We start from the raw sequence: 25,868 nt of genomic DNA, 5'->3' as shown, positions 1-25,868 counted from the left end.
CCAGCAGGAAGGAGGCAAGCGCCAGCGCGATCGGACCCGGGCAGATTTGGCGCAGCACCTGGCCGCCGTCGAACTTCCACACCGGCACCAGATTAGCGATGTTGAACAGCGACGTGCAGCCGGCAAGCGTCGCCAGCAGCACTGCCGCCGGGCGGTGTCCTTCGCTGCCGACAAGGACGCTGGCGGCGATCAGCAGAGGCACAAGGAAAGCGGAGAAGCCCGCCCCCATCAGCGCCACGAACGCGACCTCGAAGCGGCTGTCATACGGCCTGCCGCCCATGGCGATACCGCCGAGCAACGGAATGAAGATCATGCGCACCCGGCGATGTCCCGTCAGGCGGAATGCCGCCATGTGGCCAAGCTCGTGCAGCGCCACCACCGAAGTTAGGATGACAGCCAGCGCCAGTCCCCCGAGGTTGAGGCCGAAGAACGGCCACAGGATGAAGGCCGAAAGCACGGCAAAGCCTATCTGGCTCACCGGATGCTCGAACCAGCCGCCCCTGCGATACGTTCCGGTTCTCGCCCAGACCTGCAACTTGGCGAGCTCGCGGCGCATGGCGAAGTAGCGGAAGATCAGGAAGGCGACGCCGCGAGAGCGGTCGGTTTGCGTGAACGTAACGCGCGTCGCATCGCCTTCCGGGACAAGCTCGGTGGTTTCGCGATAGTCGGCCCAGAACGAGGGATCGAGAGCCGTGTCCTCAACGACGCGCATCGAGAAACGGCTGCCTTCCACCACATCGTCGAGCCGCGCCTTGCGTTCGATCGGCCGCCCGTCGCGCCCTTCCCAGGACAGTTTGATCAGCGCCGTCCCCTCGCCGTCCAGCGGTTCGACGGAAAGGATTTCACCCGACCAGCCGGCGTCGCTGCCGAACGGCCACAGCGCCTGCCACAGGCGATTCCGGTCAGCCTCGATCACGCGGCTGACCGTAACCGTGCGCAGCCCGAGCGGCACCGTCATCAAGAGAAAGATCAGTCCGAGATTTCCGGCCACGAGTGTGACCGTGGCGATGACCGACACTGCCCTTTGCTCCCTGTCTTTGCGGGGCAAGCTAGCGGGGGTGCGGCCAAGAAAAGCTTAACAACGGGCGAGCTCCTGCCCGTCCCAAACAGAGAGCGGACCCTTCGTCCGTCCAAGGCGGCGGCGCGAAGCCGCCTGCTCACATGGCGCCAATCCAGATCGCCATGGAAATGAGAAAGGTGCTCATGCAGACCAGCGAGACGACATCCTGAACCAGATCGGCCATAACTCTCTCCTGTTGTTAATATGTTCGCAATTTGTTCTAATGTTGTTCGAATGTCAACGATCGAAGAACGGCATGCCGAGTGAATTCAGGCGATCCGTTTGGGCACGGTTAAGGAAAGATTGACGAGACGATAGGCTCTTTTGAGCGCGCGGAGGGCAAGTCGAGATCAGGCCGAGCCGAGGATGGCGGCTTTTGAGAACCGGAACGGCGGGTATTTGTTCGTAGGTGAGTACGGAAGCGCAGAAGCTGCGGTCGATAGGCCGGCCTCAGCCTACTATCGGCTTGCCTTAAAGCGGCACCACCTTGCCTTCTGCCAGCGTCACCCGCCGGTCCATGCGCGAGGCCAGCTCGTGATTGTGGGTGGCGATCAGCGCCGCCAGCCCCGACTGCCTGACCAGCGCCTCCAGCGCATCGAACACGTAGGAGGCGGTGGCCGGGTCGAGATTGCCGGTAGGTTCGTCGGCCAGCAGCACCAGCGGCGCATTGGCGACCGCGCGCGCGATCGCCACGCGCTGCTGCTCGCCGCCGGATAGCTCGGCCGGCCGGTGCTGCGCCCGCTTGCCGATCTGCATGTAGTCGAGAAGCTGCGCCGCCCGCTCGGATGCCTCCTTGCGGCCGAGCCCCTTGATCAGCTGCGGCATCATGATGTTTTCGAGCGCGGTGAACTCCGGCAGCAGATGATGGAACTGGTAGACGAAGCCGACATCGTTGCGGCGGATAGCCGTGCGCTCGTCATCCGACAGCCGGCCACAGGCGCGGCCGCTGAGGATCACGTCGCCGGCGTCCGGCCGCTCGAGCAGCCCCGCCGTATGCAGCAGCGTCGACTTGCCGGTGCCCGACGGCGCCACCAGCGCCACCATCTCGCCACGCCTAAGCGAGAAGTCAGCGCCGTTCAGAATGGTCAGCTTGCGCGGCCCCTGGACATAGTGCCGCTCGACGCCCTTAAGCTCGATAATGGCTTCGGCCATCACTCGTACCTCAAGGCTTCGACCGGATCGAGCCGGGCTGCCCGCCAGGCCGGAAATACCGTGGCCAGGAAAGACAGGCTGAGCGCCATGATGACGACATAGGTGGTCTCGCGCGGGTCCATTTTCGCAGGCAACTGGCTGAGGAAATAGAGCTCGGGATTGAACAGGATCCTGCCGGTCATCCAGGAGAAGAACTGGCGGATCGATTCGATGTTGAGGCAGATGACGACGCCGAGCAGCACGCCGGCGATGGTCCCGGTCACCCCGATCGCAGCCCCGGTCATCAGGAAAATGCGCAGGATCGCGCCGCGCGACGCGCCCATGGTGCGCAGGATCGCGATGTCGTGCCCCTTATCCTTCACCAGCATGATGAGGCCGGAGATGATGTTGAGCGCCGCCACCAGCACGATCAGCGTGAGAATCATGAACATGACGTTGCGCTCGACCTGCAGCGCCGAGAAGAAGGTCTCGTTGCGCTGGCGCCAGTCTACGAGGTCGACCGGCCGCTGCGCAGCCTGCTCGACCAACGGCTTCAGCGCATCGACATTGTCGGGATTGTCGACATAGATCTCGATGGTCTGCGCCCGTCCGTCCATATTGAAATAGAGCTGCGCTTCGGAGAACGGCATGTAGACGATCGAGCTGTCATATTCCGACATGCCGACCTCGAAAATCGCCGCCACCTTGTAGCCCTTCATGCGGGGCGTGGTGCCAAGCGGGGTAACGTCGCCTTCGGGTGAGATCAGCGTGATGGTGTCGCCGAGCACCAGCCCGAGATTCTCGGCCATGCGCTTGCCGATCGCCACGCCATCGCCGGTGTCGAAACCGTCGAGCGTGCCCTGCTTGATGTTGCTGGACACAATCGAGATCTTGTTGAGATCCTCGGCGCGAATGCCGCGCACCAGCGCGCCGGTGCCGCCGCCGACATTGCCTTGCGCCAGCACCTGCCCGTCGATCAGCGGGATGGCGTATTTGACGCCGGCAACGCCGTTGATGCGGCTCGCCACCTGCGCATAGTCCTCCAGCGGCGAATCGAGCGGCTGCACGATCAGATGGCCGTTGACGCCGAGGATGCGGGTGAGCAGCTCGGCGCGAAAACCGTTCATCACCGCCATGACGACGATCAGCGTGGCGACGCCCAGCATGATGCCGAGGAACGAGATCGAGGCGATGACCGAGATCACCGTCTCCTTGCGCCGCGAACGCAGGTAGCGCCACGCCACCATGCGCTCGAAGCCTGAAAAGGCGCCTGCCGGCGATCGAGCTGCAGCCGCCTCGCCCATTACGCGATACCCAGGCGTTTCTGGGCCTCCGCGATCGGCAGCGTCTCGCGCTCGCCGCTCCGGCGGTTCTTGATCTCGACCTCGCCGCTAGCCACCCCGCGCGGTCCGACGATCACCTGCCAGGGCAGGCCGATCAGGTCGGCGGTTGCGAACTTGCCGCCCGGCCGCTGGTCGGTGTCGTCATAAAGCACGTCCTTGCCGGCCGAGGTCAGCGCTGCGTAGAGCTCGTCGCAGACGCGGTCGCATTCGGCATCGCCGACCTTCATGTTGATCAGACCGATATTGAACGGCGCGACCGCTTCCGGCCAAATAATGCCGTTATCATCATGGCTCGCCTCGATGATTGCCGCGACCAGCCGCGACGGGCCGATGCCGTACGAGCCGCCCGAAGCATAATGGTCCTTGCCATCGGGACCGGTGACCTTCGCGTTCATCGGCTTGGAATACTTCTCGCCGAAATGGAAGATATGGCCGACCTCGATGCCGCGCGCCGAGAGCCTCTCGCCTTCGGGCACCTTCTCCCATGCCGCTTCGTCATGCATCTCGTCGGTGGCGGCGTAAGGAGTCGTCCATTTCGTCACGATGCCGCCGATCTCGGCATCGTTGGAGAAGTTCGTATCCGCGCCGGGCACGTCGAGCGACAGATAGGCGCGGTCGCAGAACACCTGGCTCTCGCCGGTCTCGGCCAGGATGATGAATTCGTGGCTGAGGTCGCCGCCGATCGGGCCGGTATCGGCGCGCATCGGAATGGCCTGCAGGCCCATGCGCGTGAACGTCCTCAAGTATGAGACGAACATGCGGTTATAGGCGGCTCTGGCGCCTTCAAAATCGAGATCGAAGGAGTAAGCGTCCTTCATCAGGAACTCGCGCGAGCGCATCACGCCGAAGCGGGGGCGCACCTCGTCGCGGAACTTCCACTGGATGTGATAGAGGTTGAGCGGCAGGTCCTTGTAGGACTTGACGTAGGCGCGGAAGATCTCGGTGACCATTTCCTCATTGGTCGGACCATAGAGCATGTCGCGGTCCTGCCGGTCCTTGATGCGCAGCATCTCCTTGCCGTAGTCATTGTAACGGCCGCTCTCGCGCCACAGATCCGCCGACTGGATGGTCGGCATCAGGATTTCCAGCGCGCCGGCTCGATTCTGCTCCTCGCGGATGATCTGGCAGACCTTGTCCAGCACGCGCTTGCCGAGCGGCAGCCAGGAGAAGCTGCCCTGCCCCTGCTGGCGGATCATGCCGGCGCGCAGCATCAGCCGATGCGAGACGATTTCGGCCTCACGGGGGTTTTCTTTGAGAATGGGCAGGAAGTAGCGCGACAAACGCATGGACTGGTCCGTGAATGAAAAAATGGCGGCGCGGGGAATCGGCGCAACCGAGGCTGCTTGCCCGGGCTTCATAGCCATTTCATGACCGAATGGAAACCCGAGCGCTCCAAAGTGTTGCGGCGTTCTGCGCATGATCAGAAGGCCCGTTTTGGCCACCAAAGTGCCGCATCTGGCCTTTTGATCGATTCACAAGCAAGCGCTGCCCCACTATTGTGCAGTGCAGCACGATATTGCCTATTTGGGGGCAAAATTCTTCGTGACATTTTCACCTGCCTTGGTCTAGTGTGCGCCGATAACCGAGAGGGCGGAGAAAAATCTGCTCTCCTACGCGGTCAAAGTCTTGGGAGGATGCGATCTAGGCGCGGTTACTCGCTGCCGCCGGACACCGGAAACAGATCGGACGCGTTTAAATTGCAAGGCCTCGTGCCTTGCATTTTTTTTGTGCAATCATCTGCTTAGGACCACGACCTGCCAAACAGCATTATGCTGCGTTAGCCCTCAAAATCGGAAGTCGGCTTCCGATTTCAACCAGCACGGGTGCGGGTTGATCAATACTTGCGGAACTGTGCAGGGTGCTAGCGGCCGGCAGTATGAGTAAAGTCCGGCACGATGTGCGGGATGTCGTCGAAGCCGAAGCCGATCCCCCTTGTCAGGCCGTAGAAAATGCCGATCACGATCGCGGTGACGACCGTCGTGCGGATCGCCGCGCGCAGCATGTGCGGTCCCTTCGGCGCGCTCGACACCGTGCCGAGCGTCACGTCCTTGTCCTCATCCTGGGTGCGCAGGCTGAACGGCAGCACCGCGAACAGCACCAGCCACCAGGTGACGAAGAACAGTGCGACAAAGGAAACCCAGTTCATGCCTGCTCCAATTCGACCAGCGTGCCGAAGAAGTCCTTGGGATGCAGGAACAGCACCGGCTTGCCATGCGCGCCGATCTTCGGATTGCCGTCGCCGAGAACACGCGCGCCGCTCGCCTTGAGATGGTCGCGCGCGACGAGGATATCGTCGACCTCGTAGCAGACATGATGCATGCCGCCCGACGGGTTCTTCGCGAGGAAAGCCGCGATCGGTGAAGCGTCGCCCAGCGGCTCCAGCAGCTCGATCTTGGTGTTGCCGACATCGACGAACACAACCGTGACGCCATGTTCCGGCAGCGCCTGCGGCTCGCTCAGCCAAGCGCCCAGCGTATCGCGATACGCAGCTGTCGCCGCAGCCAGGTTCGGCACGGCAAGCGCGACATGATTTAGGCGTCCGAGCATAAGCGCTCCGAAAGTTAGGGGAGTAGGGGGGTAGGAAAAACTCCGAGCTATTTGCTATTCCCTACTCCCTTATTCCCGTACTCCCCTACTCCCTTATCTAGTGACAAACACCGTCACCAGCGGCTTCTTGCCCCAGGCTTCGTTGGCGGCGCCGCGGACGGCGCGGCGCACGGCCTCCTGCACAAGGTCGAGGTCTTTTCTGCGCTGGCGGGGGATCGAGTCCACCGCGCCGATTGCCGCATCGAGCATCAGGTCCTCTAGCGTCTCGCCGCTGGCATCGGCCTCGGCGACGCCGATCGCCACCAGATCGGGATCGCCGGCTAGCTCGTATTTCTCGTCGAGCACGACGTTGACCGCGACATGCCCGGCATAGGACAGCTTGCGCCGGTCGCGTATGCCCATCGACTGGTCGGTTCCGATCAAGTATCCATCCTTGTAGAGGCGGCCGAACGGCACCTGGTCGATGATCGTGGCCGGACCGGGCCAGAGCCTCAGCATATCGCCGTCGCGCACCTGTGCCACCTGGCCGATGCCCGACATCGACATCAGCGAGCCCTGCGCCACCAGATGCGCCGCCTCGCCGTGCACCGGCACGCCGATCTGCGGCCGCACCCATTCATACATCTTCCGCAATTCGCTGCGGCGCGGATGGCCGGAGACATGCACCAGCGCGTCGCCGTCCTCGATGATCTTCATGCCGAGGTCGATCAGCCGGTTCTTGATCTCCAGGATCGCCTTCTCGTTGCCGGGAATGGTGCGCGAGGAAAACACCACCGTGTCGCCGGCCGTCAGCGCCACCGACTTCATCTCGTCGCGCGACAGCTTCGCAAGTGCGGCCAGCGGCTCGCCCTGGCTGCCGGTGCAGATGACCACCAGATTCTCGCGCGGGATATAGCCGTAATCCTCCTCGGCAATGAATTCCGGCAGGCCGTCCATGTAGCCGAGTTCTGTCGCGACATCGATCACGCGCTTCAGCGAGCGGCCGAGCACAAGGCACTGGCGGCCGGCGTCCCGCGCAGCCTTGGCGATCGAAACGATGCGCCCGACATTGGAGGAAAAGGTGGTGACCGCGACGCGGCCCTTGGCGTTTTCGATGACGCCTTTCAGGCCCTCGCCGACCGCCACTTCCGACGGCGACTCCCCTTCCCGCAGCGCATTGGTGGAATCGCAGATCAGCGCCAGCACGCCCTTGTCGCCGTAAGCGCGGAAGCGCGCCTCATCCGTCTTGGGGCCGATCGTCGGCGCCGGATCGATCTTCCAGTCGCCGGTGTGGATTACCGTGCCGGCGGGCGTAGCGATCGCCAGCGACATCGGCTCGGGAATGGAATGCGCAACCGGGATGGCTTCGATCTCGAACGGCCCGATAGTGAACGTCTCGCCGGCCCTGTAGATCATTGCCGGGATTTTTGGCGCGTTCTGCTCGCCCTGCCGTTTGGCCTCCAGCAGGCCGGCGGTGAACGGCGTCATCCAGACCGGCACTTTGAGCTTCGGCCAGATATCGAGCAGCGCGCCGTAATGGTCCTCATGCGCATGGGTTACGACCACGCCGCGCAAGCCGTCGAGGTTCTCCTCGATGAAGCGTGTGTCGGGCAGGATCAGATCGACGCCCGGATGCGCGCTGTCCGGAAATGTGACTCCGACATCGACTACGATCCATTCGCGCGCGTCCGCGGGCCCGTAGCCATAGAGGGCGAAGTTCATGCCGATCTCGCCGACGCCGCCGAGCGGCGCGAAGACGAGTTCGGCGTTCTCAGTATTCGCCATAAATCCTTTCCTTCCTGGCCAGTCAGGCCAAGCCAATCAAATCAAGTCGTCAAAGACGGGCCGACGCGACCGCGCCGAAATGCACGTCGCCGGCCGCGATCGTCAAAACAGTTCCGTCATCGTCGCGGATCACGAAACGGCAGTCCTCGTCAATGGTTTCGAAGACGCCGCGCACCACATTGCCGTCAATTCTGACAGCAACCTCGCCGCCGAGCCCCGCGGCGCGCGCCAACCAGCGTTTCCTGATCGCGCTAAGTCCCCGCCCGTCGTCCCACAATCTGAAATTCTCGCTCCAGGCATCCGAGAGCGCCAGGAACAGCATCTCGGCATCGCAATTGGCACCCAGCGCCTGCAGCGACGTCGCCGGATAAGGCAGATCCTCGGGGTATGCCACGACGTTGACGCCGATGCCGACGGCAACCGCGAAACGGCCGCCTTCGAGCAGGGTCGATTCCAGCAGGATGCCGGCAAGCTTGGCGCCGGTGGCGAGCACGTCGTTCGGCCATTTCAGCTCGAAGCGGTTGCGTCCTTCGCTGGCTCCGTCCAGGCCAACGGCGATCCGGCCTTGCGGGACGACGGCATCGAGCGCGTCGGCCAATGCAAGCCCGGCGACGAAGCCAAGCGTCGCGGCGAGCCGCAGCTCGCCATTCGGAACCAGAAGCAGCGTCGCCGCCAGATTGCCTTCAGGCGTCGCCCAGGCGCGGCCGCGCCGACCGCGTCCGCTTTCCTGCTTCTTCGAGACGACCCAGAGTTTTCCCGGATCGCCCGCGCGCGCGTGCTCCAGCGCCAGCGCGTTGGTCGAGCCGACGCTGTCATGGGCCTTGAGCCGGAACCCCTCCGACGCCGCGGTTGGAGCCAGCCGAAATGCCATCCCGTCAGAAGAAGGTCTTGGCGGCGGCTTCGGCATAGCTGCCGATCGGCCCGCCGATCAGCACATAGAACAGCACGAAGGCGCCGCTGACGCCGAGCACGAGGCGCAATTCGCTGGCCATCGGCACAAAGCCGCCGACAGGCTCGTCGAACCACATGATCTTGATGATGCGCAGGTAATAGTAGGCGCCCACCACCGAAGCCAGCACGCCGATGATCGCCAGGGCATAGAGATGCGCGTTGATGGCGGCGAGGAACACGTACCATTTCCCCCAGAAGCCGGCGAGCGGCGGAATGCCGGCCAGCGAGAACATCAGGATGGTGAGGATGGTGGCCATGATGGGATTGGTCGAGGCGAGGCCCGCCAGATCGCCGATCTGCTCGACATTGCCCTCCTTGCGCCGCATGGCGAGGATGAAGGCGAAGGTGCCGAGCGTCATCACCAGATAGATCAGCATGTAGATCGCCACGCCGCGCACGCCGGCCTGGCTGTTCGCGGCAAGGCCGACCAGCGCGTAGCCCATATGGCCGATCGAGGAATAGGCCATCAGCCGTTTGATGTTGGTCTGGCCGATCGCGGCGAAGGCGCCGAGCGCCATCGAGGCGATCGAGATGAAGACGACGATCTGCTGCCAGTCGGCGGCGATCGGCTTGAAGGCGCCCATGGTGACGCGCACGATCAGCGCCATCGCCGCCATCTTCGGGGCGGCGGCCAGGAAGGCGGTGATCGGCGTCGGTGCGCCCTCATAGACGTCCGGCGTCCACATGTGGAACGGCACCGCCGAGATCTTGAAGGCGAGGCCGGCGAGCACGAAGACCAGGCCGAAGACAAGGCCGAGCTGACGTTCGCCGCTGCCCAGCGCCGTCGCGATCTCGTGAAAGCCGGTGTTGCCGGTATAACCGTAGACCAGCGAGATGCCGTAGAGCAGCATGCCCGACGACAGCGCTCCGAGAACAAAATATTTGAGGCCGGCCTCGGTCGAGCGGACATTGTCACGGTTGATCGCCGCCAGCACATAGATCGCCAGCGACTGCAGCTCGAGCCCGAGATAAAGGCCGATCATGCCGTTGGCCGAGATCATCAGCATCATGCCGAGCGTGCACAGCACGATCAGCACCGGATATTCGAACTTGTCGAAATGCTCCTGCCTGGCAAACCGCATCGACATGACGAGCGTGACGGCCGAGCCGATCAGCGCCAGCATCTTCATGAAGCGGCCGAAGGAGTCCTGGACGAAAGCGCTGCCATAGGCAGACCCCTCGCCGCCGGAGAAAGCCAGCCAGAGGCCGGCGATCACAAGCACCGCGACCGCGAGCCCGGTCACCGTCGTGGTGTTGTTGGAGCGCGAATAGGCACCCACCATCAGAAGCGCCAGCGCGCCGACGGCGAGGATCAGTTCCGGCGTCGAGAGCGAAAGGCTGGAGAGAAGGTCCGGCGTCATGGTATTTCCCCGGTCAGTTCGCCGCCGCGGTCTGCGCGGAATTGATGGATGCGGTGACGTTGGTGACGAGCGCCTTGACCGACTGCGTGGTGGCATCGAACACAGGCGCCGGATAGACGCCGAAGAAGATCACCAGCACCACCAGCGGGTAGATGATCGCCTTCTCGCGCGTCGACAGATCGAGCAGGTTCTTCAGGCTCTCCTTGGTCAGCGCGCCGAAGATCACGCGGCGGTAGAGCCAGAGCGCATAGGCTGCCGACAGGATCACGCCGGTAGCGGCGAAGAACGCCACCCAGGTGTTGACCCGAAACACGCCGAGCATGGTCAGGAACTCGCCGACGAAGCCGCTGGTGCCCGGCAGGCCGACATTGGCCATGGTGAAGATCATGAACGCGGTCGCGTATTTCGGCATGTTGTTGACCAGCCCGCCATAGGCGTCGATTTCGCGCGTATGCATGCGGTCATAGATGACACCGACGCACAGGAACAGCGCGCCGGAGACGAGCCCATGGCTGAGCATCTGGAACATCGCGCCCTGCACGCCCTCCTGATTCATCGCGAAGATGCCCATGGTGACGAAGCCCATATGGGCGACCGACGAATAGGCGATGAGCTTCTTCATGTCCTCCTGCATCAGCGCCACCAGCGAGGTGTAGATGATGGCGACGACCGAGAGCGTGAAGATCAGCGGCGCGAACATCTCCGACGCCAGCGGGAACATCGGCAGCGAGAAGCGCAGGAAGCCGTATCCGCCCATCTTCAACAGGATGCCGGCCAGGATGACCGAACCCGCCGTCGGCGCCTCGACATGCGCGTCGGGCAGCCAGGTGTGCACCGGCCACATCGGCATCTTCACCGCGAAGGAGGCGAAGAAGGCGAGCCACAGCCAGGTCTGCATGTTGGCCGGGAAGTTGTGCGTCAGCAGCGTGGTGATGTCGGTCGTGCCGGACTGGAAGAACATCGCCATGATGGCGAGCAGCATCAGCACCGAGCCGGCAAGCGTATAAAGGAAGAACTTGAACGAGGCATAGACGCGCCGCTTGCCGCCCCAGACACCGATGATGATGAACATCGGGATCAGGCCGCCCTCGAAGAAGACGTAGAAGAGCACGATGTCGAGCGCGCAGAACACGCCGATCATCAGCGTCTCGAGGATCAGGAAGGCGATCATGTAGGCCTTGACGCGCTTCTCGATCGCATCCCACGAGGCCAGGATGCAGAGCGGCATCAGGAAGGTGGTCAGGATGACGAACAGCATCGAGATGCCGTCGACGCCCATATGGTAGGAGATGCCCGAATCCAGCCAGGCGTGCTTCTCGACGAATTGGAAGCCGGCCTGCGAATTATCGAAGCCCTTCCAGATGAACAGCGACACCACGAAGGTGAACGCCGTCGTGATGAAGGCGATCGAGCGGATGTTGCGGCGCGCGTTTTCGCTGTCGTCGCTGATCGGCAGAATGAGCAGAACACCAACCAGCGGCAGGAAGGTGACCAGCGAGAGGATTGGCCAGTCGGTCATCAGAGCATCATCCAGGTGACGAGAGCGGCCACGCCGATCAGCATGGCGAAGGCATAGTGGTAGAGGTAGCCGGTCTGCAATTTGACGACGCGGTTGGTGACGTCGACGATGCGCGCCGAGATGCCGTCCGGGCCGAGCCCGTCGATGATGGCGCCGTCACCGGTCTTCCATAGGAACCGGCCGAGGCGCTTCGCCGGCCGCACGAAAAGGAAGTCGTAGAGCTCGTCGAAATACCATTTGTTGAGCAGGAAGCCGTAGAGCAGGCGATGGTTGGCGGCGACGCTCCGGGGCAGTTCTGGCGAGCGGATGTAGAACTTCCACGCGACCGCAAAGCCGATGACCATGGCGATGAACGGAGCCAGTTCCACCCACAACGGCAATTCGTGGATCTCGTGCAGGATGTGGTTGTCCGGCAGCGTGAACAGCGAGGCCTTCCAGAACTCGGCATAGCCCTCGCCGATGAAGGCGCCGTGGAAGATGATGCCGGCAAACAGCGCGCCGGCAGCCAGCACGTAGAGCGGCACCAGCATCACCGGCGGCGATTCATGCACGTGATGCATGACCTCGTGGCTGGCGCGCGGCTCGCCGTGGAAGGTCATGAAGATCAGTCGCCAGGAATAGAAGCTTGTGAAGGCGGCGGCGATCACGAGCAGCACGAAGGCAAAGCCCGCGACCGCGTTGTGGCTGGCAAAGGACGCTTCGATGATGGCGTCCTTGGAGAAGAAGCCGGCGGTGCCGATCACCGTCGCCGGGATCCCGACGCCGGTCAGCGCCAGGGTGCCGATCACCATCATCCAGTAGGTCTTGGGGATGAGCGTCCTCAACCCGCCCATCAGGCGCATGTCCTGCTCGTCGGAGACGGCGTGGATGACCGAGCCCGAGCCGAGGAAGAGCAGCGCCTTGAAGAAGGCATGCGTGAACAGATGGAAGATCGCCGCGCCATAGGCGCCGACGCCGAGCGCCACGAACATATAGCCGAGCTGCGAGCAGGTCGAATAGGCGATGACGCGCTTGATATCGTTCTGGACAAGGCCGACGGTGGCCGCGAAGAAGGCGGTGAAGGCGCCGATGAAGGTGACGACGGTCAGCGCCGAATGCGACAGCTCGAACAGCGGCGAGAGCCTCGCCAGCATGAACACGCCGGCCGTCACCATGGTCGCGGCATGGATCAGCGCCGAGACGGGCGTCGGGCCTTCCATGGCATCGGGCAGCCAGGTGTGCAGCGGCACCTGCGCCGACTTGCCCATGGCGCCCATGAACAGCAGCAGGCACACCACCGTTAGCGCCGTGTGCTTGTCGAGCGCATGGCCGAGGAAGGTGAGCACCGCGGCGCCCTCCGGCGCGCCTTCGGCCGGAAGGAAGGAGGCTGCGTTGGCAAAGACTGTGCCGAGATTGACCGAGCCGAACAGCACGAAGACGCCGAAGATGCCGAGCGCGAAGCCGAAGTCGCCGACGCGGTTGACGACGAAGGCCTTGATCGCCGCGGCGTTGGCGGAGGGCTTCTTGTACCAGAAGCCGATCAGCAGATAGGAGGCGAGGCCGACGCCTTCCCAGCCGAAGAACATCTGCACCAGATTGTCAGCCGTCACCAGCATCAGCATCGCGAAGGTGAACAGCGACAGATAGGCGAAGAAGCGCGGCCGGTTCGGATCGTGGTGCATGTAGCCGATCGAATAGATATGGACCAGCGCCGACACGGTGTTGACGACGACCAGCATCACCACCGTCAGTGTGTCGATCCTGAGCGCCCAGGCGACGTCGAGCCCGCCCGCCTGGATCCAGCGCAGCACCGGCACGGTGAACACTTCGCCATGGCCGAAGCCGACGGTGAAGAAGGCGATCCACGACAGCACCGCCGCGATCACCAGGAAGCCGGAAGTGATGTATTCGGATGCCTTGGCGCCGAGCGAATTGCCGAACAGGCCGACAATCAGGAAGCCGAGCAGCGGAAGGAAGACGATGGCCTGGTACATGGTTGTTCCCGTCAACCCTTCATCTGGTTCACGTCTTCGACCGCTATCGAGCCGCGGTTGCGGAAGAAGACGACAAGAATGGCAAGTCCGATCGCGGCCTCCGCCGCGGCGACCGTCAGCACGAACAGGGCGAATACCTGCCCTACGAGGTCATGCAGCGCCGCCGCGAAGGCGACGAAGTTGATGTTGACCGCGAGCAGGATCAGCTCGATCGACATCAGGATGACGATGATGTTGCGGCGGTTCAAAAAAATGCCGAACACGCCGAGCGTGAACAGGATCGCCGATACGGTCAGATAATGCGCGATGCCGACGACCATCTCAGATACCCTCGCCCGACTTGACCTTGCGGATTTCCATGCCCGTTGCCGGCGTGCGGCCGACCTGGGCGGCGATCGACTGCCGCTTGACGCCTTCCTTGTGGCGCAGCGTCAGCACGATGGCACCGATCATGGCGACCAGAAGCACGAGGCCGGCGATCTGGAAATAATAGAGATAGTCCGTGTAGAGGATGTCGCCGAGCGCCGCCGTGTTGGAGCGCGCGGCGAGGTCCGGCGTTGCCTTCGCCACCGTCGAGGCAAGCTGCGGCGCGAAGCTGTAGCCGCCGAGCACGACGATCAGTTCCGCCGCCAGGATCAGTCCGACCAGCGCGCCGATCGGCGCATATTGCAGCGCGCCCTGCTTCATCTCCGCGAAGTCGACGTCGAGCATCATGACGACGAAAAGGAACAGCACCATCACAGCGCCGACATAGACGACGAGCAGGATCATCGCCAGGAACTCGGCGCCGGTCAGCATGAACAGGCCAGCGGCATTGAAGAAGGTGAGGATCAGGAACAGCACCGAATGCACGGGGTTGCGCGACGAAATGACCATGAAGGCCGACGCCACGGCGATAAAGGCGAAGAGGTAGAAAAAGACCGCCTCTAGTCCACTCAGCATGGGGTTCCCTCGGGTTCCTGTCCGAACACTGGCTCAGCGCCCCTGCTCGATGTCGCCGCCGCCTCTGGCTGGCAAAGTTGCGTGTTCCTATCGCATGTTCCGATCGGGTTGAAAGACCCGATCGAAAGAAACATGCGACACTCTTTTCATTCCGGAGGATGATCTGGTCCGAAAGTCTGCAACTTTCGGTGACCATCCTTTGGACGAGGCCCTCGCCCCGTCCATGCGTCAAATCTCAGCGATAGGGCGCGTCCAACGCGATGTTGCGCGCCAGCTCACGCTCCCAGCGATCGCCGTTCGCGAGCAGCTTTTCCTTGTTGTAGTAAAGCTCCTCGCGCGTCTCGGTCGCGAATTCGAAATTCGGCCCCTCGACGATGGCGTCGACCGGGCAGGCTTCCTGGCAGAAGCCGCAATAGATGCACTTCACCATGTCGATATCGTAGCGCACGGTGCGCCGCGTACCGTCGTTGCGGCGCGGGCCGGCTTCGATGGTGATCGCCTGTGCCGGACAGATCGCCTCGCAAAGCTTGCAGGCGATGCAGCGCTCCTCCCCATTGGGGTAGCGGCGCAGCGCGTGCTCGCCGCGGAAGCGCGGGCTGGTCGGTCCCTTCTCGTGCGGATAGTTGATCGTCTCCTTCGGCGCAACGAACTGGCGCATCGACAGGAAGAAGGCGCTGACGAAATCCTTCAGCAGCAGGGCCTTTGCGGCTTGGGCAAGAGCGGACATCACGCAAACCCCGTGATCTTGAGGAAGGCCGCGGTGGCGACGACCATGAACAGCGAGATCGGCAGGAAGACCTTCCAGCCTAGCCGCATCAGCTGATCATAGCGGTAGCGCGGCACAAACGCCTTCACCATCGAGAACATGAAGAACACCAGGCAGACCTTGAGCACGAACCAGATCAGGCCCGGCACCCAGGTGAAGGGCGCGAAGTCGAACGGTGGCAGCCAGCCGCCGAGGAACAGGATGGTGGCCAGCGCGCACATCAGGACGACGGCGACGTACTCGCCCAGGAAGAAGAGCAGGAACGGCGTCGACGAATATTCGACCATGTGTCCGGCGACGAGTTCCGATTCCGCTTCCACCAGATCGAAGGGCGGACGGTTCGTCTCGGCCAGCGCCGAGATGAAGAACACGATGAACATCGGGAACAGCGACAGCCAGTGCCAGTCGAGGAAGGTGTTGGGCAGGCCGAGCTTGGTGCCGAGGCCATCCTGCTGCGAGAGCACGATGTCGGAGAGGTTGAGCGAGCCGACGCAAAGCAGCACGGTGACGATGACGAAGCCGATCGACACCTCGTAGGACACCATCTGCGCGGCTGAGCGCAGCGCGCCCAGGAACGGATATTTCGAGTTCGATGCCCAGCCGCCCATGATCACGCCGTAGACCTCGAGCGAGGAGATGGCGAAAACATAAAGGATGCCGACATTGATGTTAGCGATAGCCCAGCCTTGATTGACCGGAATGACCGCCCAGGCCGAGATCGCGAGCACGGCTGAGACCAGTGGCGCCAGCAGGAAGACGCCCTTGTTGGCGCCCGACGGGATCACCGGCTCCTTGAAGACGAATTTCAAAAGGTCGGCGAAGGCCTGCAGCGTGCCCCAGGGACCGACCACGTTCGGGCCGCGGCGCAGCTGCACCGCAGCCCAGATCTTGCGGTCGGCATAAAGCACGTAAGCCACAAAGATCAAAAGAACGACGATCAGCACGACCGACTTCAACAGGATCAGCAGCGCCGGCAGCACGTAGAAGGAAAAGAAGGTGTCCATGCTTATTCCGCCGCCTGCTTGAAGCCGCTCTTGGCCAGCGCCGAGCACTCAGCCATCACGGCCGAGGCCCGCGCGATCGGGTTGGTGAGATAGAAGTCCTTCACCGGCGAGGTGAAGGTGCCCTTGTTCAAGCGTCCGCCGAGCTTCGCCGCCCTGGCAACGCCGTCGGCGCTGCCCGCCGCGACATGATCGACGCGGGCAAGATGGGGGTATTCGCCATAGAGCTTCGCGCGCAGCTGCGCCAGCGAATCGAACGGCAGCTTCTTGCCGAGCACATCCGACAGCGCCCGCAGGATCGCCCAGTCCTCGCGCGCTTCGCCCGGGGCGAAACCGGCGCGGTTGGTCTGCTGCACGCGGCCTTCCGTGTTCACATAGGTGCCGGACTTTTCGGTGTAGGCAGCAGCCGGCAGGATGACATTGGCGCGGTGCGCGCCCGCATCGCCATGCGTGCCGATATAGACGACGAAGGCGCCGCCGGTCTTGGCCATGTCGATCTCGTCGGCGCCAAGCAGGAACAGGAGATCCGTCGCGCCCAGCATGCCGGCGACATTCTTGCCGCCCTCGCCCGGCACGAAGCCGACGTCGAGCCCGCCGACTCTGGCCGCCGCGTTGTGCAGCACCGCGAAGCCGTTCCACTCGGCCGTGACGGCATTGACGGTCGTCGCCAGCCTTGCCGCCTGGCCGAGCACTGCCGCGCCGTCCGAGCGCGCCAGGGCGCCCTGGCCGACGATGATCAGCGGATGCGCTGCATTCTTCAGCACCTCGAAGAACTTGCCGTTGCCGTCGGCCAAGTCCTTCAAGGATTCTGGGCCGGCGCCGATGAGCTCGTAGTCATAGCGCGTGTCGCCGATCTCGCCGATGACGCCGATCGGCAGGTTGCCGACGCGCCAGCGCTTGCGGATGCGGGCGTTGAGCACGGAGGCCTCGAAGCGCGGATTGGCGCCGACGATCAGCACCGCGTCGGCCTGCTCGATGCCTTCTATGGTCGGATTGAAGATGTAGCTCGCGCGGCCGAGCGACGGATCGAGCGCGGCGCCGTCCTGGCGGCAGTCGATGTTCTTGGAGCCGAGCGCCGCCATCAAAAGCTTGAGCGCATAGATTTCCTCGACCGCGGCGAGGTCGCCGGCGATCGCACCGACGCGCTCAGGGGCCGTCTTCGACACCTCGTCCTTGATCGCCGCGAAGGCTTCCGCCCAGCTTGCCGGAGCAAGCTTGCCGTTCTTGCGAACGTAGGGACGATCGAGGCGCTGGGTGCGCAGGCCATCCCAGATGAAGCGCGTCTTGTCCGAGATCCACTCCTCGTTCACGGCCTCGTTGACGCGCGGCAGGATGCGCATCACCTCGCGGCCGCGGCTATCGACGCGGATCGCCGAGCCGACGGCGTCCATGACGTCGATCGACTCCGTCTTGGTCAGCTCCCACGGCCGCGCCTGGAAGGCGAACGGCTTGGAGGTCAGCGCGCCGACCGGGCAAAGGTCGATGACGTTGCCCTGGAGCTCGGAGGTCATCGCCTGTTCGAGATAGGTGGTGATCTCGGCATCCTCGCCGCGGCCGATCAGGCCGAGTTCGGAGATGCCGGCGACCTCGGTGGTGAAGCGGACGCAGCGCGTGCAGTGGATGCAGCGGTTCATCACCGTCTTGACCAGCGGACCGATATACTTGTCTTCGACCGCCCGCTTGTTCTCATGGTAGCGCGAGGAGTCGACGCCGAAGGCCATCGCCTGGTCCTGCAGGTCGCACTCGCCGCCCTGGTCGCAGATCGGGCAATCCAGCGGATGGTTGATCAGCAGGAACTCCATCACGCCTTCGCGGGCCTTCTTGACCATCGGCGTGTTGGTGAAGATTTCCGGCGCTTCGCCATTCGGGCCGGGGCGCAGGTCGCGCACGCCCATGGCGCAGGAGGCCTGCGGCTTGGGCGGGCCACCCTTCACCTCGATCAGGCACATGCGGCAATTGCCGGCGATGGACAACCGCTCATGGAAGCAGAAGCGCGGCACTTCCGCGCCGGCGTCCTCGGCCGCCTGCAGCAGCGTGTAATGGTCGGGTACCGTGATCTCTTTCCCGTCGACCTTGAGCTTTGCCATTCGCCTCAAACCCTCGCGGATTTCCCGCAATCTTTCGTTCCGGGGCGCGACTGCGCCCGGCATTTCATCTCACTACTTGGCGGCCAGCGCCGCCGCTTGGCCAGTCCAGTCGTCGCGGCCGACGCGGCCGGCGAGCGACAGGTAATCCTCGACCCAGGCGATCTCTTCCGCGGTCCAGGCAGCGATCTGGTCGTAGGACCAGATGCCAAGACCATTCAGCACCTTCTCCAGCTTCGGCCCGATGCCCGATATCGCCTTCAGGTCGGACGGCTTTGCCGGCTTGTCGATCGCCTTGGGCTGCCTGAAATCTTCCGGCATCAGACCGGTCGCGGCCGTTCCGGCTACCGTGTCGCCTCTCGCGTCGAGCGCCTTCTCAGCGCTGGCGTTCGCCGCGATGTCGGTCACATCCCTGGCGAAGGTCTGCGCCTCGGCGATCAGCGTCTCGGTCGCCTTGCGCGCCTTGGACGAATTGTTGGCGGCTTCGGTCCGCGCCTCGAGATCGTCGAGGAACGGCTGGAGCATGCGCTGCGAGGCTTCGACGGCGCCGGAGAACGCGCCCACCCAGACACCCAGGGCATGGTTGGCGAAACCGATGCCTACCGCCGATAGTGCAGCCACGCCCGCGACAGGATGCGCCATCAGGTTGACGGCGCTGGCCATCTCCCTCGGCATCATCTTGGTCAGGTCCGGGTTCATCTTCTCGAGTTCGTCCAAATAAGGCATCAGCGGGTAGGCTATCGAATACGGCGCCATAGACATCTCCTGGTCGTTTCTTCGTGCGCCCCGCCCCTGCTTTCCGTCCCGGGCAATGCCCGTCTTGCAAATCTATTCCGCCGCCGCCATCACCGGCTCGACCCGGTGCGCGTTGCGCGAAAACTCGTCGATGCGGCGCTCCACCTCGCCACGGAAATGCCGCATCAGGCCCTGGATCGGCCAGGCCGCGGCATCGCCCAGCGCGCAGATCGTGTGACCTTCCACCTGCTTGGTGACATCGAGCAGCATGTCGATCTCGCGCTTCTGCGCTTCGCCGCGCACCAGCCGTTCCATCCCCCGCCACATCCAGCCGGTGCCTTCGCGGCACGGCGTGCACTGGCCGCAGCTCTCATGCTTGTAGAAGTAGGAAAGCCTGGCGATCGCCTTCACGATATCGGTCGACTTGTCCATGACGATGACAGCCGCAGTGCCGAGGCCGGATTTGAGGTCGCGCAACGCATCGAAATCCATCGGCGCGTCGATGATCTGCTCGGCCGGCACCAGCGGCACCGAAGCGCCGCCCGGGATGACCGCGAGCAGATTGTCCCAGCCGCCGCGAATGCCGCCGCAATGCGTCTCGATCAGTTCGCGGAACGGGATCGACATCGCCTCTTCGAAGGTGCACGGATTGTTGACGTGCCCGGACACGCAGAAGAGCTTGGTGCCGGCATTGTTCGGCCGGCCGAAGGACGAGAACCAGGCAGCACCCCGGCGCAGGATCGTCGGCGCCACGGCGATGGATTCGACGTTGTTGACCGTGGTCGGGCAGCCATAAAGGCCGACATTGGCCGGGAATGGCGGCTTCAGTCGCGGCTGGCCCTTCTTGCCCTCGAGGCTTTCGAGCAGCGCCGTCTCCTCGCCGCAAATATAGGCGCCGGCGCCGTGGTGCATATAGACGTCGAAGTCGTAGCCGGAGGTGTTGTTCTTGCCGATGAGCTTGGCCGCATAAGCCTCGTCGATGGCGCGCTGCAGCGCCTCGCGCTCGCGGATGAACTCGCCGCGCACATAGATGTAAGCAGCGACCGCGCCCATGGCGAAACCGGCGACCAGCGCGCCCTCGACCAGCGTATGCGGATCGTTGCGCAGAATGTCACGGTCCTTGCAGGTGCCAGGCTCGGATTCGTCGGCATTGATGACGAGATAGCTCGGCCGGCCATCGCTCTGCTTGGGCATGAACGACCATTTCAGGCCGGTCGGGAAGCCGGCGCCGCCACGGCCGCGCAGGCCGCTTGCCTTCATTTCGTTGATGATCCAGTCGCGTCCCTTGGCGATCAGGCCGGGTGTATCGTCCCACATGCCGCGCGCCTGCGCTCCGGCCAGCGACTTGTCGAAGAGGCCGTAGATGTTGGTGAAGATGCGGTCTTTGTCCTGAAGCATTGTTCGTCCCTCAGACCGGCTTCTTGCCGAAGACGCGGATGTACTCGGCGACGCCGCCCTTGGCGAGCGCCTTGGCCTGCTTCGCCCAGTCGTCGCGCTCGATACGGCCGCGGAAATTGAGATAGCCGTCGACCCATTCGCGCTCGGCCTTCCTCCACGCAGAGACCTGCGCGAAAGTATAAATGCCAAGCGAATGCAGGACGCCTTCGATCTTCGGACCGACACCGGAGATCAGCTTCAGATCGTCGACCGTTGCCGGACGCGCGATCCCGGCCGGGCGGTTCTTGTCCTCGAGCGAAGGCTTGGCCGTCTTGGTCGCAGGTTGCTTCGCTTCCGGCGACTTGAAGGCGGACGCCGGCTCGGCCTTGGCCTTCGGCCCGCTGCGCGGCTTCGAAACCGCCTCGACTTCCGGAGAAGCCTGGTTGGCATTGGCTGCGGAGTGGCGCGGCGCCCTGACGCTGGCCGCCTTCTCGGTGGCGGGCGAAACCTTGACCGGCGACGGTGTCCTTAGTGCCGGACTGGTTTCGGGCGCGTCGGTTTTCGGCTTGCCGGATTTCGATGGCCCGACAGGGGCCGGGGGCGGCGCGGCAGGCGCCTGCGAGACGACGGCGGCGGATGCAGCAGCCGGCGCTGCGGCAGCGGCTTGCCTGGCTGCCTTCGCGGCGGCCTTGGCTTCCTTGTCGCGGGTGGATTTCAGGATTGCCTTCTCGCTCTTCAGCGTCGTCAGGCCCGTGGCCGGCTCCGAACCGGTGCGGCCGTTCTGCGGACCGGGCTTCACCTCGGCGCCTTTGCCGGCTTCATAGAGATCGATGATCTCGGCAAGGCGCTCCGGCGTCAGGTCTTCGAACGTGTCCTTGAAGATCATGACCATCGGCGCGTTGACGCAGGCGCCGAGGCATTCGACCTCCTCCCACGACAGCGTGCCCTTGTCGTTGGTATGGAACTGGTCGTGATGGATCTTAGACCGGCACACATCCATCAGCGCTTCCGAGCCGCGCAGCATGCAGGGCGTGGTGCCGCAGACCTGGATATGGGCGCGGGTGCCGACCGGATTGAGCTGGTATTGCGTGTAGAAGGTCGCGACCTCGAGGCCGCGGATGCGCGGCATGCCGAGCATATCCGAGATCGTCTCGATCGCCGCCTTCGTCACCCAGCCTTCCTGTTCCTGAGCGATCATGAGCAACGGGATGATGGCCGACTGCTCGCGTCCCTTTGGGTATTTGGCGATCCACTGCTGTGCCGCCGCGGCGTTCGCCTCGTTGAAGGCGAAGGAGGCTGGCTGGACGCTGGCATCTGCGAGACGGCGGACTGACATTTAGCGATCGACCTCACCAAACACGATGTCGAGGGAGCCAAGCACGGCGGTGACGTCGGCCAGCATGTGGCCGCGGCACAGGAAATCCATGGCCTGCAGATGCGCAAAACCCGGCGCGCGCAGCTTGCAGCGATAGGGCTTATTGGTGCCGTCGGAGACGAGATAGACGCCGAACTCGCCCTTCGGCGCCTCGACAGCCGCATAGACCTCGCCGGCCGGCACGCGATAGCCCTCGGTATAGAGCTTGAAATGATGGATGAGCGCTTCCATCGAGCGCTTCATCGCCGAGCGCTTCGGCGGCACCACCTTGCCGTCGAGGTTCGACACCGGTCCGGCGCTCTCCTTGCCGAGCAGAAGTTCGACGCACTGGCGCATGATCTTGGCCGATTGGCGCATCTCTTCCATGCGCACGAGATAGCGGTCGTAGCAGTCGCCGTTCTTGCCGATCGGGATGTCGAAATCCATCTCGGAATAGCATTCATAGGGCTGCGCCTTGCGCAGGTCCCAGGCCGCGCCCGAGCCGCGCACCATCACGCCCGAAAAACCCCAGGCCCAGGCGTCGGCGAGCGACACCGTGCCGATGTCGACATTGCGCTGCTTGAAGATGCGGTTGCCGGTGAGCAAGGCATCAAGGTCGTCGACCGACTTCAGGAACGGATCGATCCACTTGCCGATATCCTCGATCAGCCTCTGCGGCAGGTCCTGATGCACGCCGCCTGGCCGGAAGTAGGCCGCATGCATGCGCGAGCCGGAGGCGCGCTCATAAAACACCATCAGCTTCTCGCGCTCGACGAAGCCCCACAGAGGCGGCGTCAGCGCGCCGACGTCCATCGCCTGCGTCGTCACATTGAGGATGTGCGACATGATGCGGCCCATTTCGGAATAGAGCACGCGGATCAGCTGGCCGCGCTTCGGCACCTCGATGCCGAGCAGGCGCTCGGCCGCGAGCGCGAAGGCATGCTCCTGGTTCATCGGCGCGCAATAGTCGAGCCGATCGAGATAGGGCACCGCCTGCAGATAGGTCTTGGCCTCGATCAGCTTCTCGGTACCGCGATGCAGCAGGCCGATATGCGGATCGACGCGGTCGACCACCTCGCCGTCCAGCTCCAGCACGAGACGCAAAACGCCGTGCGCAGCAGGGTGTTGAGGCCCAAAGTTAATGTTAAAATTGCGGACGGAGGTTTCAGCCATTGTGGCGCCTCAATTTGGCTTCGCCTTTTCATCGCCCGGAAGGACGTAATCCGTTCCCTCCCATGGGCTCAAAAAGTCAAAGTTTCTAAATTCCTGCTTCAATTCCACCGGCTCATAGATGACTCGCTTGGCCTCGTCGTCGTAGCGAACCTCGACGAAGCCGGTCAGCGGGAAGTCCTTGCGCAGGGGATGCCCTTCAAAGCCGTAGTCGGTGAGGATGCGGCGCAGGTCCGGATGGCCGGAGAAGAGCACGCCGTAGAGATCATAGGTCTCGCGCTCGAACCAGTCGGCGCCGGGATAGACGCCGGTCAGCGACGGCACCAGCGTCTCCTCGTCGGCCTGGACCTTGAGGCGGATGCGGACGTTCTGCTTCGGCGACAACAGGTGGTAGACGACGTCGAAGCGCTTGGCACGCGACGGATAGTCGGCGCCGCAAATGTCGATGATCGAGACGAACTGGCAGCGCGGGTCGTCGCGCAGAAAGGTCGCGACCTCGGTCAAGTTGCCCGGCTCGACGCAAACCGTCAGTTCGCCATAAGCAAGCACCGTTTCGCCGATGCGGCCGGAGAGCTTCTCGCCGAGATAGGTGGAGAGTTCGTGCAACGCCAAGGCCATTGGTTCACCGTTCGATCGTGCCGGTGCGGCGGATCTTCTTCTGCAACAGGAGAATGCCGTAGAGCAGCGCTTCGGCGCTCGGCGGGCAGCCGGGGACATAGATGTCGACCGGCACGATGCGGTCGCAGCCGCGCACCACCGAATAGGAATAGTGATAATAGCCGCCGCCATTGGCGCACGAACCCATCGAGATGACGTAGCGCGGCTCCGGCATCTGGTCGTAGACCTTGCGCAGCGCCGGCGCCATCTTGTTGGTCAGTGTGCCCGCGACGATCATGATATCGGACTGGCGCGGAGACGCGCGCGGCGCGACGCCGAACCTCTCTGAGTCATAGCGCGGCATCGAGGTGTGGATCATCTCGACCGCGCAGCAGGCGAGACCGAAGGTCATGAACATCAGCGAGCCGCTGCGCGCCCAAGTGATCAGCGCCTCGGTCGAGGTGACAAGGAAGCCCTTGTCGGCCAGCTCATTATTGATCTCGAGGAAGAAGGGATCGTCCTCCCCCACCGGCCTGCCGGTGTTGGGATCGATGATGCCCTTGGGCTTCGGCGCGACGAGGGTGCCTGAACTGTCGTTCAATCCCATTCCAGCGCTCCTTTTTTCCATTCATAGGCAAAGCCGATGGTCAGCACCGCCAGGAACACCATCATCGACCAGAAGCCGAGCATGCCGAGCTTGGAGAAGGACACCGCCCACGGGAACAGGAAGGCGACCTCGAGATCGAAGATGATGAACAGGATAGACACCAGGTAGAAGCGGATGTCGAACTTCATGCGGGCGTCGTCGAACGAGTTGAACCCGCATTCATAGGCGGAAAGCTTTTCCGGATCGGGATTGCGGTAGGCAACCAGGAACGGCGCAACGATCAGCGCCAGGCCGACGACCATCGCCACTGCGATGAAGAGCACGATGGGCAGATACGAACTTAGGAGTGCGCTCATGCGGCGACTTTCCTTCGGCGGCCAGTTCACTTTGATTACAGCAACGGACTCTAAGGCGGAAGCGTGACAGTTTAACCCGCTGAACCGTTTTAGGTGGCCTATGCTGCGACGCGGCGAGGGTTAGCGCAGCGGTTTCGGCGACGCAAGTCAAACCTTGTTCAAAATCCGGCCCTGGACGCCATATCGGAAGAAACTGGTCCGATCCGCTCCTGTTTGATTTCCTTCAGGTTTTACTCCACTTTTCTATCCTGACATATCTCCCGCCATTTGCCTGTTAGCATGGCCGGAATCACCGACTGGAAATCCCGGCAAAGGATCAGGGCAAGGTAGCTGGATGAAAGAAAAGATCTCGCTCGCCGCAGCAAGGCGCATTGCGCTCGGCGCGCAGGGTTTTACCGATGCGCGGCCGGCCGGCACGCCCGATCGTCGCCATCTCGCCCGTGTGCTTTCCCGAACTGGCCTGCTGCAGATCGATTCCGTCAGCGCCGTGGTGCGCGCCCACTATATGCCGCTCTATTCGCGCCTCGGCCCCTACCCGCTTGCGCTGCTCGACAACGCGGCCGTCACGCGCAAGCGAACCGTCTTCGAATACTGGGCCCATGAGGCTTCCTTCCTGCCCGTCGAGACCTATCCGCTGATGCGCTGGCGCATGCAGCGCGCCGAGCAAGGCGAGGAAATGTATCTCGGCCTCGCCAAATGGGGCCGCGAGCGCAAGGCGATGATCGAGGAGATCTACGGCCAAGTCGCGGAACGCGGGCCGATCGCCGCCTCCGACATCGAAGGCCACAAGGGCAATGGCAGCTGGTGGGGCTGGAGCGAGGCCAAGCACGCTTTCGAATGGCTGTTCTGGGCCGGGCGCATCACCACCGCCTACCGGCGTGGATTCGAGCGCTATTACGACCTGCCCGAACGGGTTCTGCCGCCGGCCGTGCTCGACTTGCCGGTGCCCTCTGTCGAGGACGCGCATCGCCAGTTGCTGCGCATTTCCGCGCGCGCCCACGGCATCGCCACCTATGGCGACCTGCGCGACTATTTCCGCCTGGCGCCTGGCGATACGAAGGCCAGGATCGAGGAACTGGTCGAGATGGGCGAACTGCTGCCGGCGAAGGTCGAAGGCTGGGACAAGCCCGCCTATCTCCACAAGGATGCCCGCTTTCCGCGCCGCATCGAGGCTCGCGCCCTGCTCGCGCCCTTCGATCCGGTGGTTTTCGAACGCACGCGCACCGAGAA

The 25,868-nt window shown here is 63.5% G+C and carries 24 protein-coding genes; 1 reads left to right on the top strand and 23 read right to left on the bottom strand.

The genetic code is table 11. The features are described 5' to 3' along the window. From EOA79_RS13550 to EOA79_RS13440, 23 genes are all read right to left on the bottom strand, one after another. Window positions 1–1,018, bottom strand: a 1,018-nt coding sequence (locus EOA79_RS13550) for an SRPBCC family protein (protein ID WP_128293058.1), incomplete at its 3' end; no start/stop codon positions are given. Window positions 1,019–1,531: 513 nt separating this feature from the next. Beyond that, window positions 1,532–2,215 carry an ABC transporter ATP-binding protein gene (locus tag EOA79_RS13545; RefSeq protein ID WP_176477718.1) on the bottom strand — a complete coding sequence of 228 codons (684 nt, stop codon included), beginning with the start codon at window positions 2,213–2,215 and terminating at the stop codon, window positions 1,532–1,534. Beyond that, window positions 2,212–3,495: a lipoprotein-releasing ABC transporter permease subunit gene (locus EOA79_RS13540; protein ID WP_095826195.1), complete on the bottom strand. Its 1,284-nt coding sequence runs from the start codon at window positions 3,493–3,495 to the stop codon at window positions 2,212–2,214. The genes EOA79_RS13545 and EOA79_RS13540 overlap by 4 nt, the downstream gene beginning before the upstream one ends. Continuing rightward, entirely contained in the window at window positions 3,495–4,820 is a 1,326-nt protein-coding gene (gene proS / locus EOA79_RS13535; RefSeq protein ID WP_095826229.1) for a proline--tRNA ligase, read from the bottom strand. The genes EOA79_RS13540 and proS overlap by 1 nt, the downstream gene beginning before the upstream one ends. A gap of 575 nt (window positions 4,821–5,395) precedes the next feature. Then, window positions 5,396–5,680, bottom strand: a complete 285-nt coding sequence (locus tag EOA79_RS13530; RefSeq protein WP_095826196.1) for a DUF1467 family protein — start codon at window positions 5,678–5,680, stop codon at window positions 5,396–5,398. Beyond that, window positions 5,677–6,081, bottom strand: coding sequence for a methylmalonyl-CoA epimerase (mce, locus tag EOA79_RS13525; protein WP_127335588.1), 405 nt, complete (start codon window positions 6,079–6,081; stop codon window positions 5,677–5,679). The genes EOA79_RS13530 and mce overlap by 4 nt, the downstream gene beginning before the upstream one ends. A 93-nt stretch (window positions 6,082–6,174) precedes the next feature. Beyond that, on the bottom strand, window positions 6,175–7,845 hold the full coding sequence (locus EOA79_RS13520) for a ribonuclease J (RefSeq protein WP_095826198.1): 1,671 nt from the start codon (window positions 7,843–7,845) through the stop codon (window positions 6,175–6,177). A 49-nt stretch (window positions 7,846–7,894) separates the two neighbouring features. Beyond that, the gene (locus EOA79_RS13515) at window positions 7,895–8,716 is read right to left on the bottom strand and encodes a biotin--[acetyl-CoA-carboxylase] ligase (RefSeq protein WP_128293057.1); all 822 of its coding nucleotides are present in this window, start codon (window positions 8,714–8,716) and stop codon (window positions 7,895–7,897) included. Between the two features lie 4 nt (window positions 8,717–8,720). Continuing rightward, window positions 8,721–10,157 carry an NADH-quinone oxidoreductase subunit NuoN gene (nuoN, locus tag EOA79_RS13510; protein ID WP_095826200.1) on the bottom strand — a complete coding sequence of 479 codons (1,437 nt, stop codon included), beginning with the start codon at window positions 10,155–10,157 and terminating at the stop codon, window positions 8,721–8,723. Between the two features lie 13 nt (window positions 10,158–10,170). Beyond that, a complete protein-coding gene (locus EOA79_RS13505) occupies window positions 10,171–11,676 on the bottom strand; it encodes an NADH-quinone oxidoreductase subunit M (protein ID WP_095826201.1) in 1,506 nt (501 codons plus the stop codon). Then, window positions 11,676–13,649, bottom strand: a complete 1,974-nt coding sequence (gene nuoL, locus EOA79_RS13500) for an NADH-quinone oxidoreductase subunit L (RefSeq protein WP_128293055.1) — start codon at window positions 13,647–13,649, stop codon at window positions 11,676–11,678. Before nuoL ends, EOA79_RS13505 begins: the two co-directional genes overlap by 1 nt. An 11-nt stretch (window positions 13,650–13,660) precedes the next feature. Further along, on the bottom strand, window positions 13,661–13,969 hold the full coding sequence (gene nuoK / locus EOA79_RS13495; protein ID WP_095826203.1) for an NADH-quinone oxidoreductase subunit NuoK: 309 nt from the start codon (window positions 13,967–13,969) through the stop codon (window positions 13,661–13,663). Between the two features lies 1 nt (window position 13,970). Then, on the bottom strand, window positions 13,971–14,591 hold the full coding sequence (locus EOA79_RS13490) for an NADH-quinone oxidoreductase subunit J (protein ID WP_066998787.1): 621 nt from the start codon (window positions 14,589–14,591) through the stop codon (window positions 13,971–13,973). A gap of 235 nt (window positions 14,592–14,826) precedes the next feature. Beyond that, the gene (gene nuoI / locus EOA79_RS13485; RefSeq protein WP_066998784.1) at window positions 14,827–15,318 is read right to left on the bottom strand and encodes an NADH-quinone oxidoreductase subunit NuoI; all 492 of its coding nucleotides are present in this window, start codon (window positions 15,316–15,318) and stop codon (window positions 14,827–14,829) included. Next, entirely contained in the window at window positions 15,318–16,361 is a 1,044-nt protein-coding gene (nuoH, locus tag EOA79_RS13480) for an NADH-quinone oxidoreductase subunit NuoH (RefSeq protein WP_066998780.1), read from the bottom strand. Before nuoH ends, nuoI begins: the two co-directional genes overlap by 1 nt. A 2-nt stretch (window positions 16,362–16,363) precedes the next feature. Continuing rightward, a complete protein-coding gene (gene nuoG, locus EOA79_RS13475) occupies window positions 16,364–18,445 on the bottom strand; it encodes an NADH-quinone oxidoreductase subunit NuoG (protein ID WP_095826204.1) in 2,082 nt (693 codons plus the stop codon). Window positions 18,446–18,517: 72 nt separating this feature from the next. Beyond that, window positions 18,518–19,198 carry an NADH-ubiquinone dehydrogenase gene (locus tag EOA79_RS13470; RefSeq protein WP_095826205.1) on the bottom strand — a complete coding sequence of 227 codons (681 nt, stop codon included), beginning with the start codon at window positions 19,196–19,198 and terminating at the stop codon, window positions 18,518–18,520. 72 nt (window positions 19,199–19,270) lie between these two features. Further along, a complete protein-coding gene (gene nuoF / locus EOA79_RS13465; protein ID WP_128293053.1) occupies window positions 19,271–20,575 on the bottom strand; it encodes an NADH-quinone oxidoreductase subunit NuoF in 1,305 nt (434 codons plus the stop codon). 10 nt (window positions 20,576–20,585) lie between these two features. Beyond that, entirely contained in the window at window positions 20,586–21,890 is a 1,305-nt protein-coding gene (locus tag EOA79_RS13460) for an NADH-quinone oxidoreductase subunit E (RefSeq protein WP_095826206.1), read from the bottom strand. Beyond that, window positions 21,891–23,081 carry an NADH-quinone oxidoreductase subunit D gene (locus EOA79_RS13455; RefSeq protein WP_095826207.1) on the bottom strand — a complete coding sequence of 397 codons (1,191 nt, stop codon included), beginning with the start codon at window positions 23,079–23,081 and terminating at the stop codon, window positions 21,891–21,893. A 9-nt stretch (window positions 23,082–23,090) separates the two neighbouring features. Next, a complete protein-coding gene (locus EOA79_RS13450; protein WP_066998762.1) occupies window positions 23,091–23,696 on the bottom strand; it encodes an NADH-quinone oxidoreductase subunit C in 606 nt (201 codons plus the stop codon). A gap of 4 nt (window positions 23,697–23,700) precedes the next feature. Further along, a complete protein-coding gene (locus EOA79_RS13445; protein ID WP_013531090.1) occupies window positions 23,701–24,282 on the bottom strand; it encodes an NADH-quinone oxidoreductase subunit B in 582 nt (193 codons plus the stop codon). Further along, entirely contained in the window at window positions 24,273–24,638 is a 366-nt protein-coding gene (locus EOA79_RS13440; protein ID WP_027169002.1) for an NADH-quinone oxidoreductase subunit A, read from the bottom strand. Before EOA79_RS13440 ends, EOA79_RS13445 begins: the two co-directional genes overlap by 10 nt. A gap of 334 nt (window positions 24,639–24,972) precedes the next feature. Between EOA79_RS13440 and EOA79_RS13435 the strand changes: the two genes are divergently transcribed. Then, window positions 24,973–25,868 (top strand): crosslink repair DNA glycosylase YcaQ family protein (locus tag EOA79_RS13435; RefSeq protein WP_164893854.1); only part of this gene is annotated, 896 nt, incomplete at its 3' end.

Source organism: Mesorhizobium sp. M1A.F.Ca.IN.020.03.2.1 (assembly GCF_004023205.1).
GTDB lineage: Bacteria > Pseudomonadota > Alphaproteobacteria > Rhizobiales > Rhizobiaceae > Mesorhizobium.
This window is presented reverse-complemented; position numbering and strand designations above follow the sequence as displayed.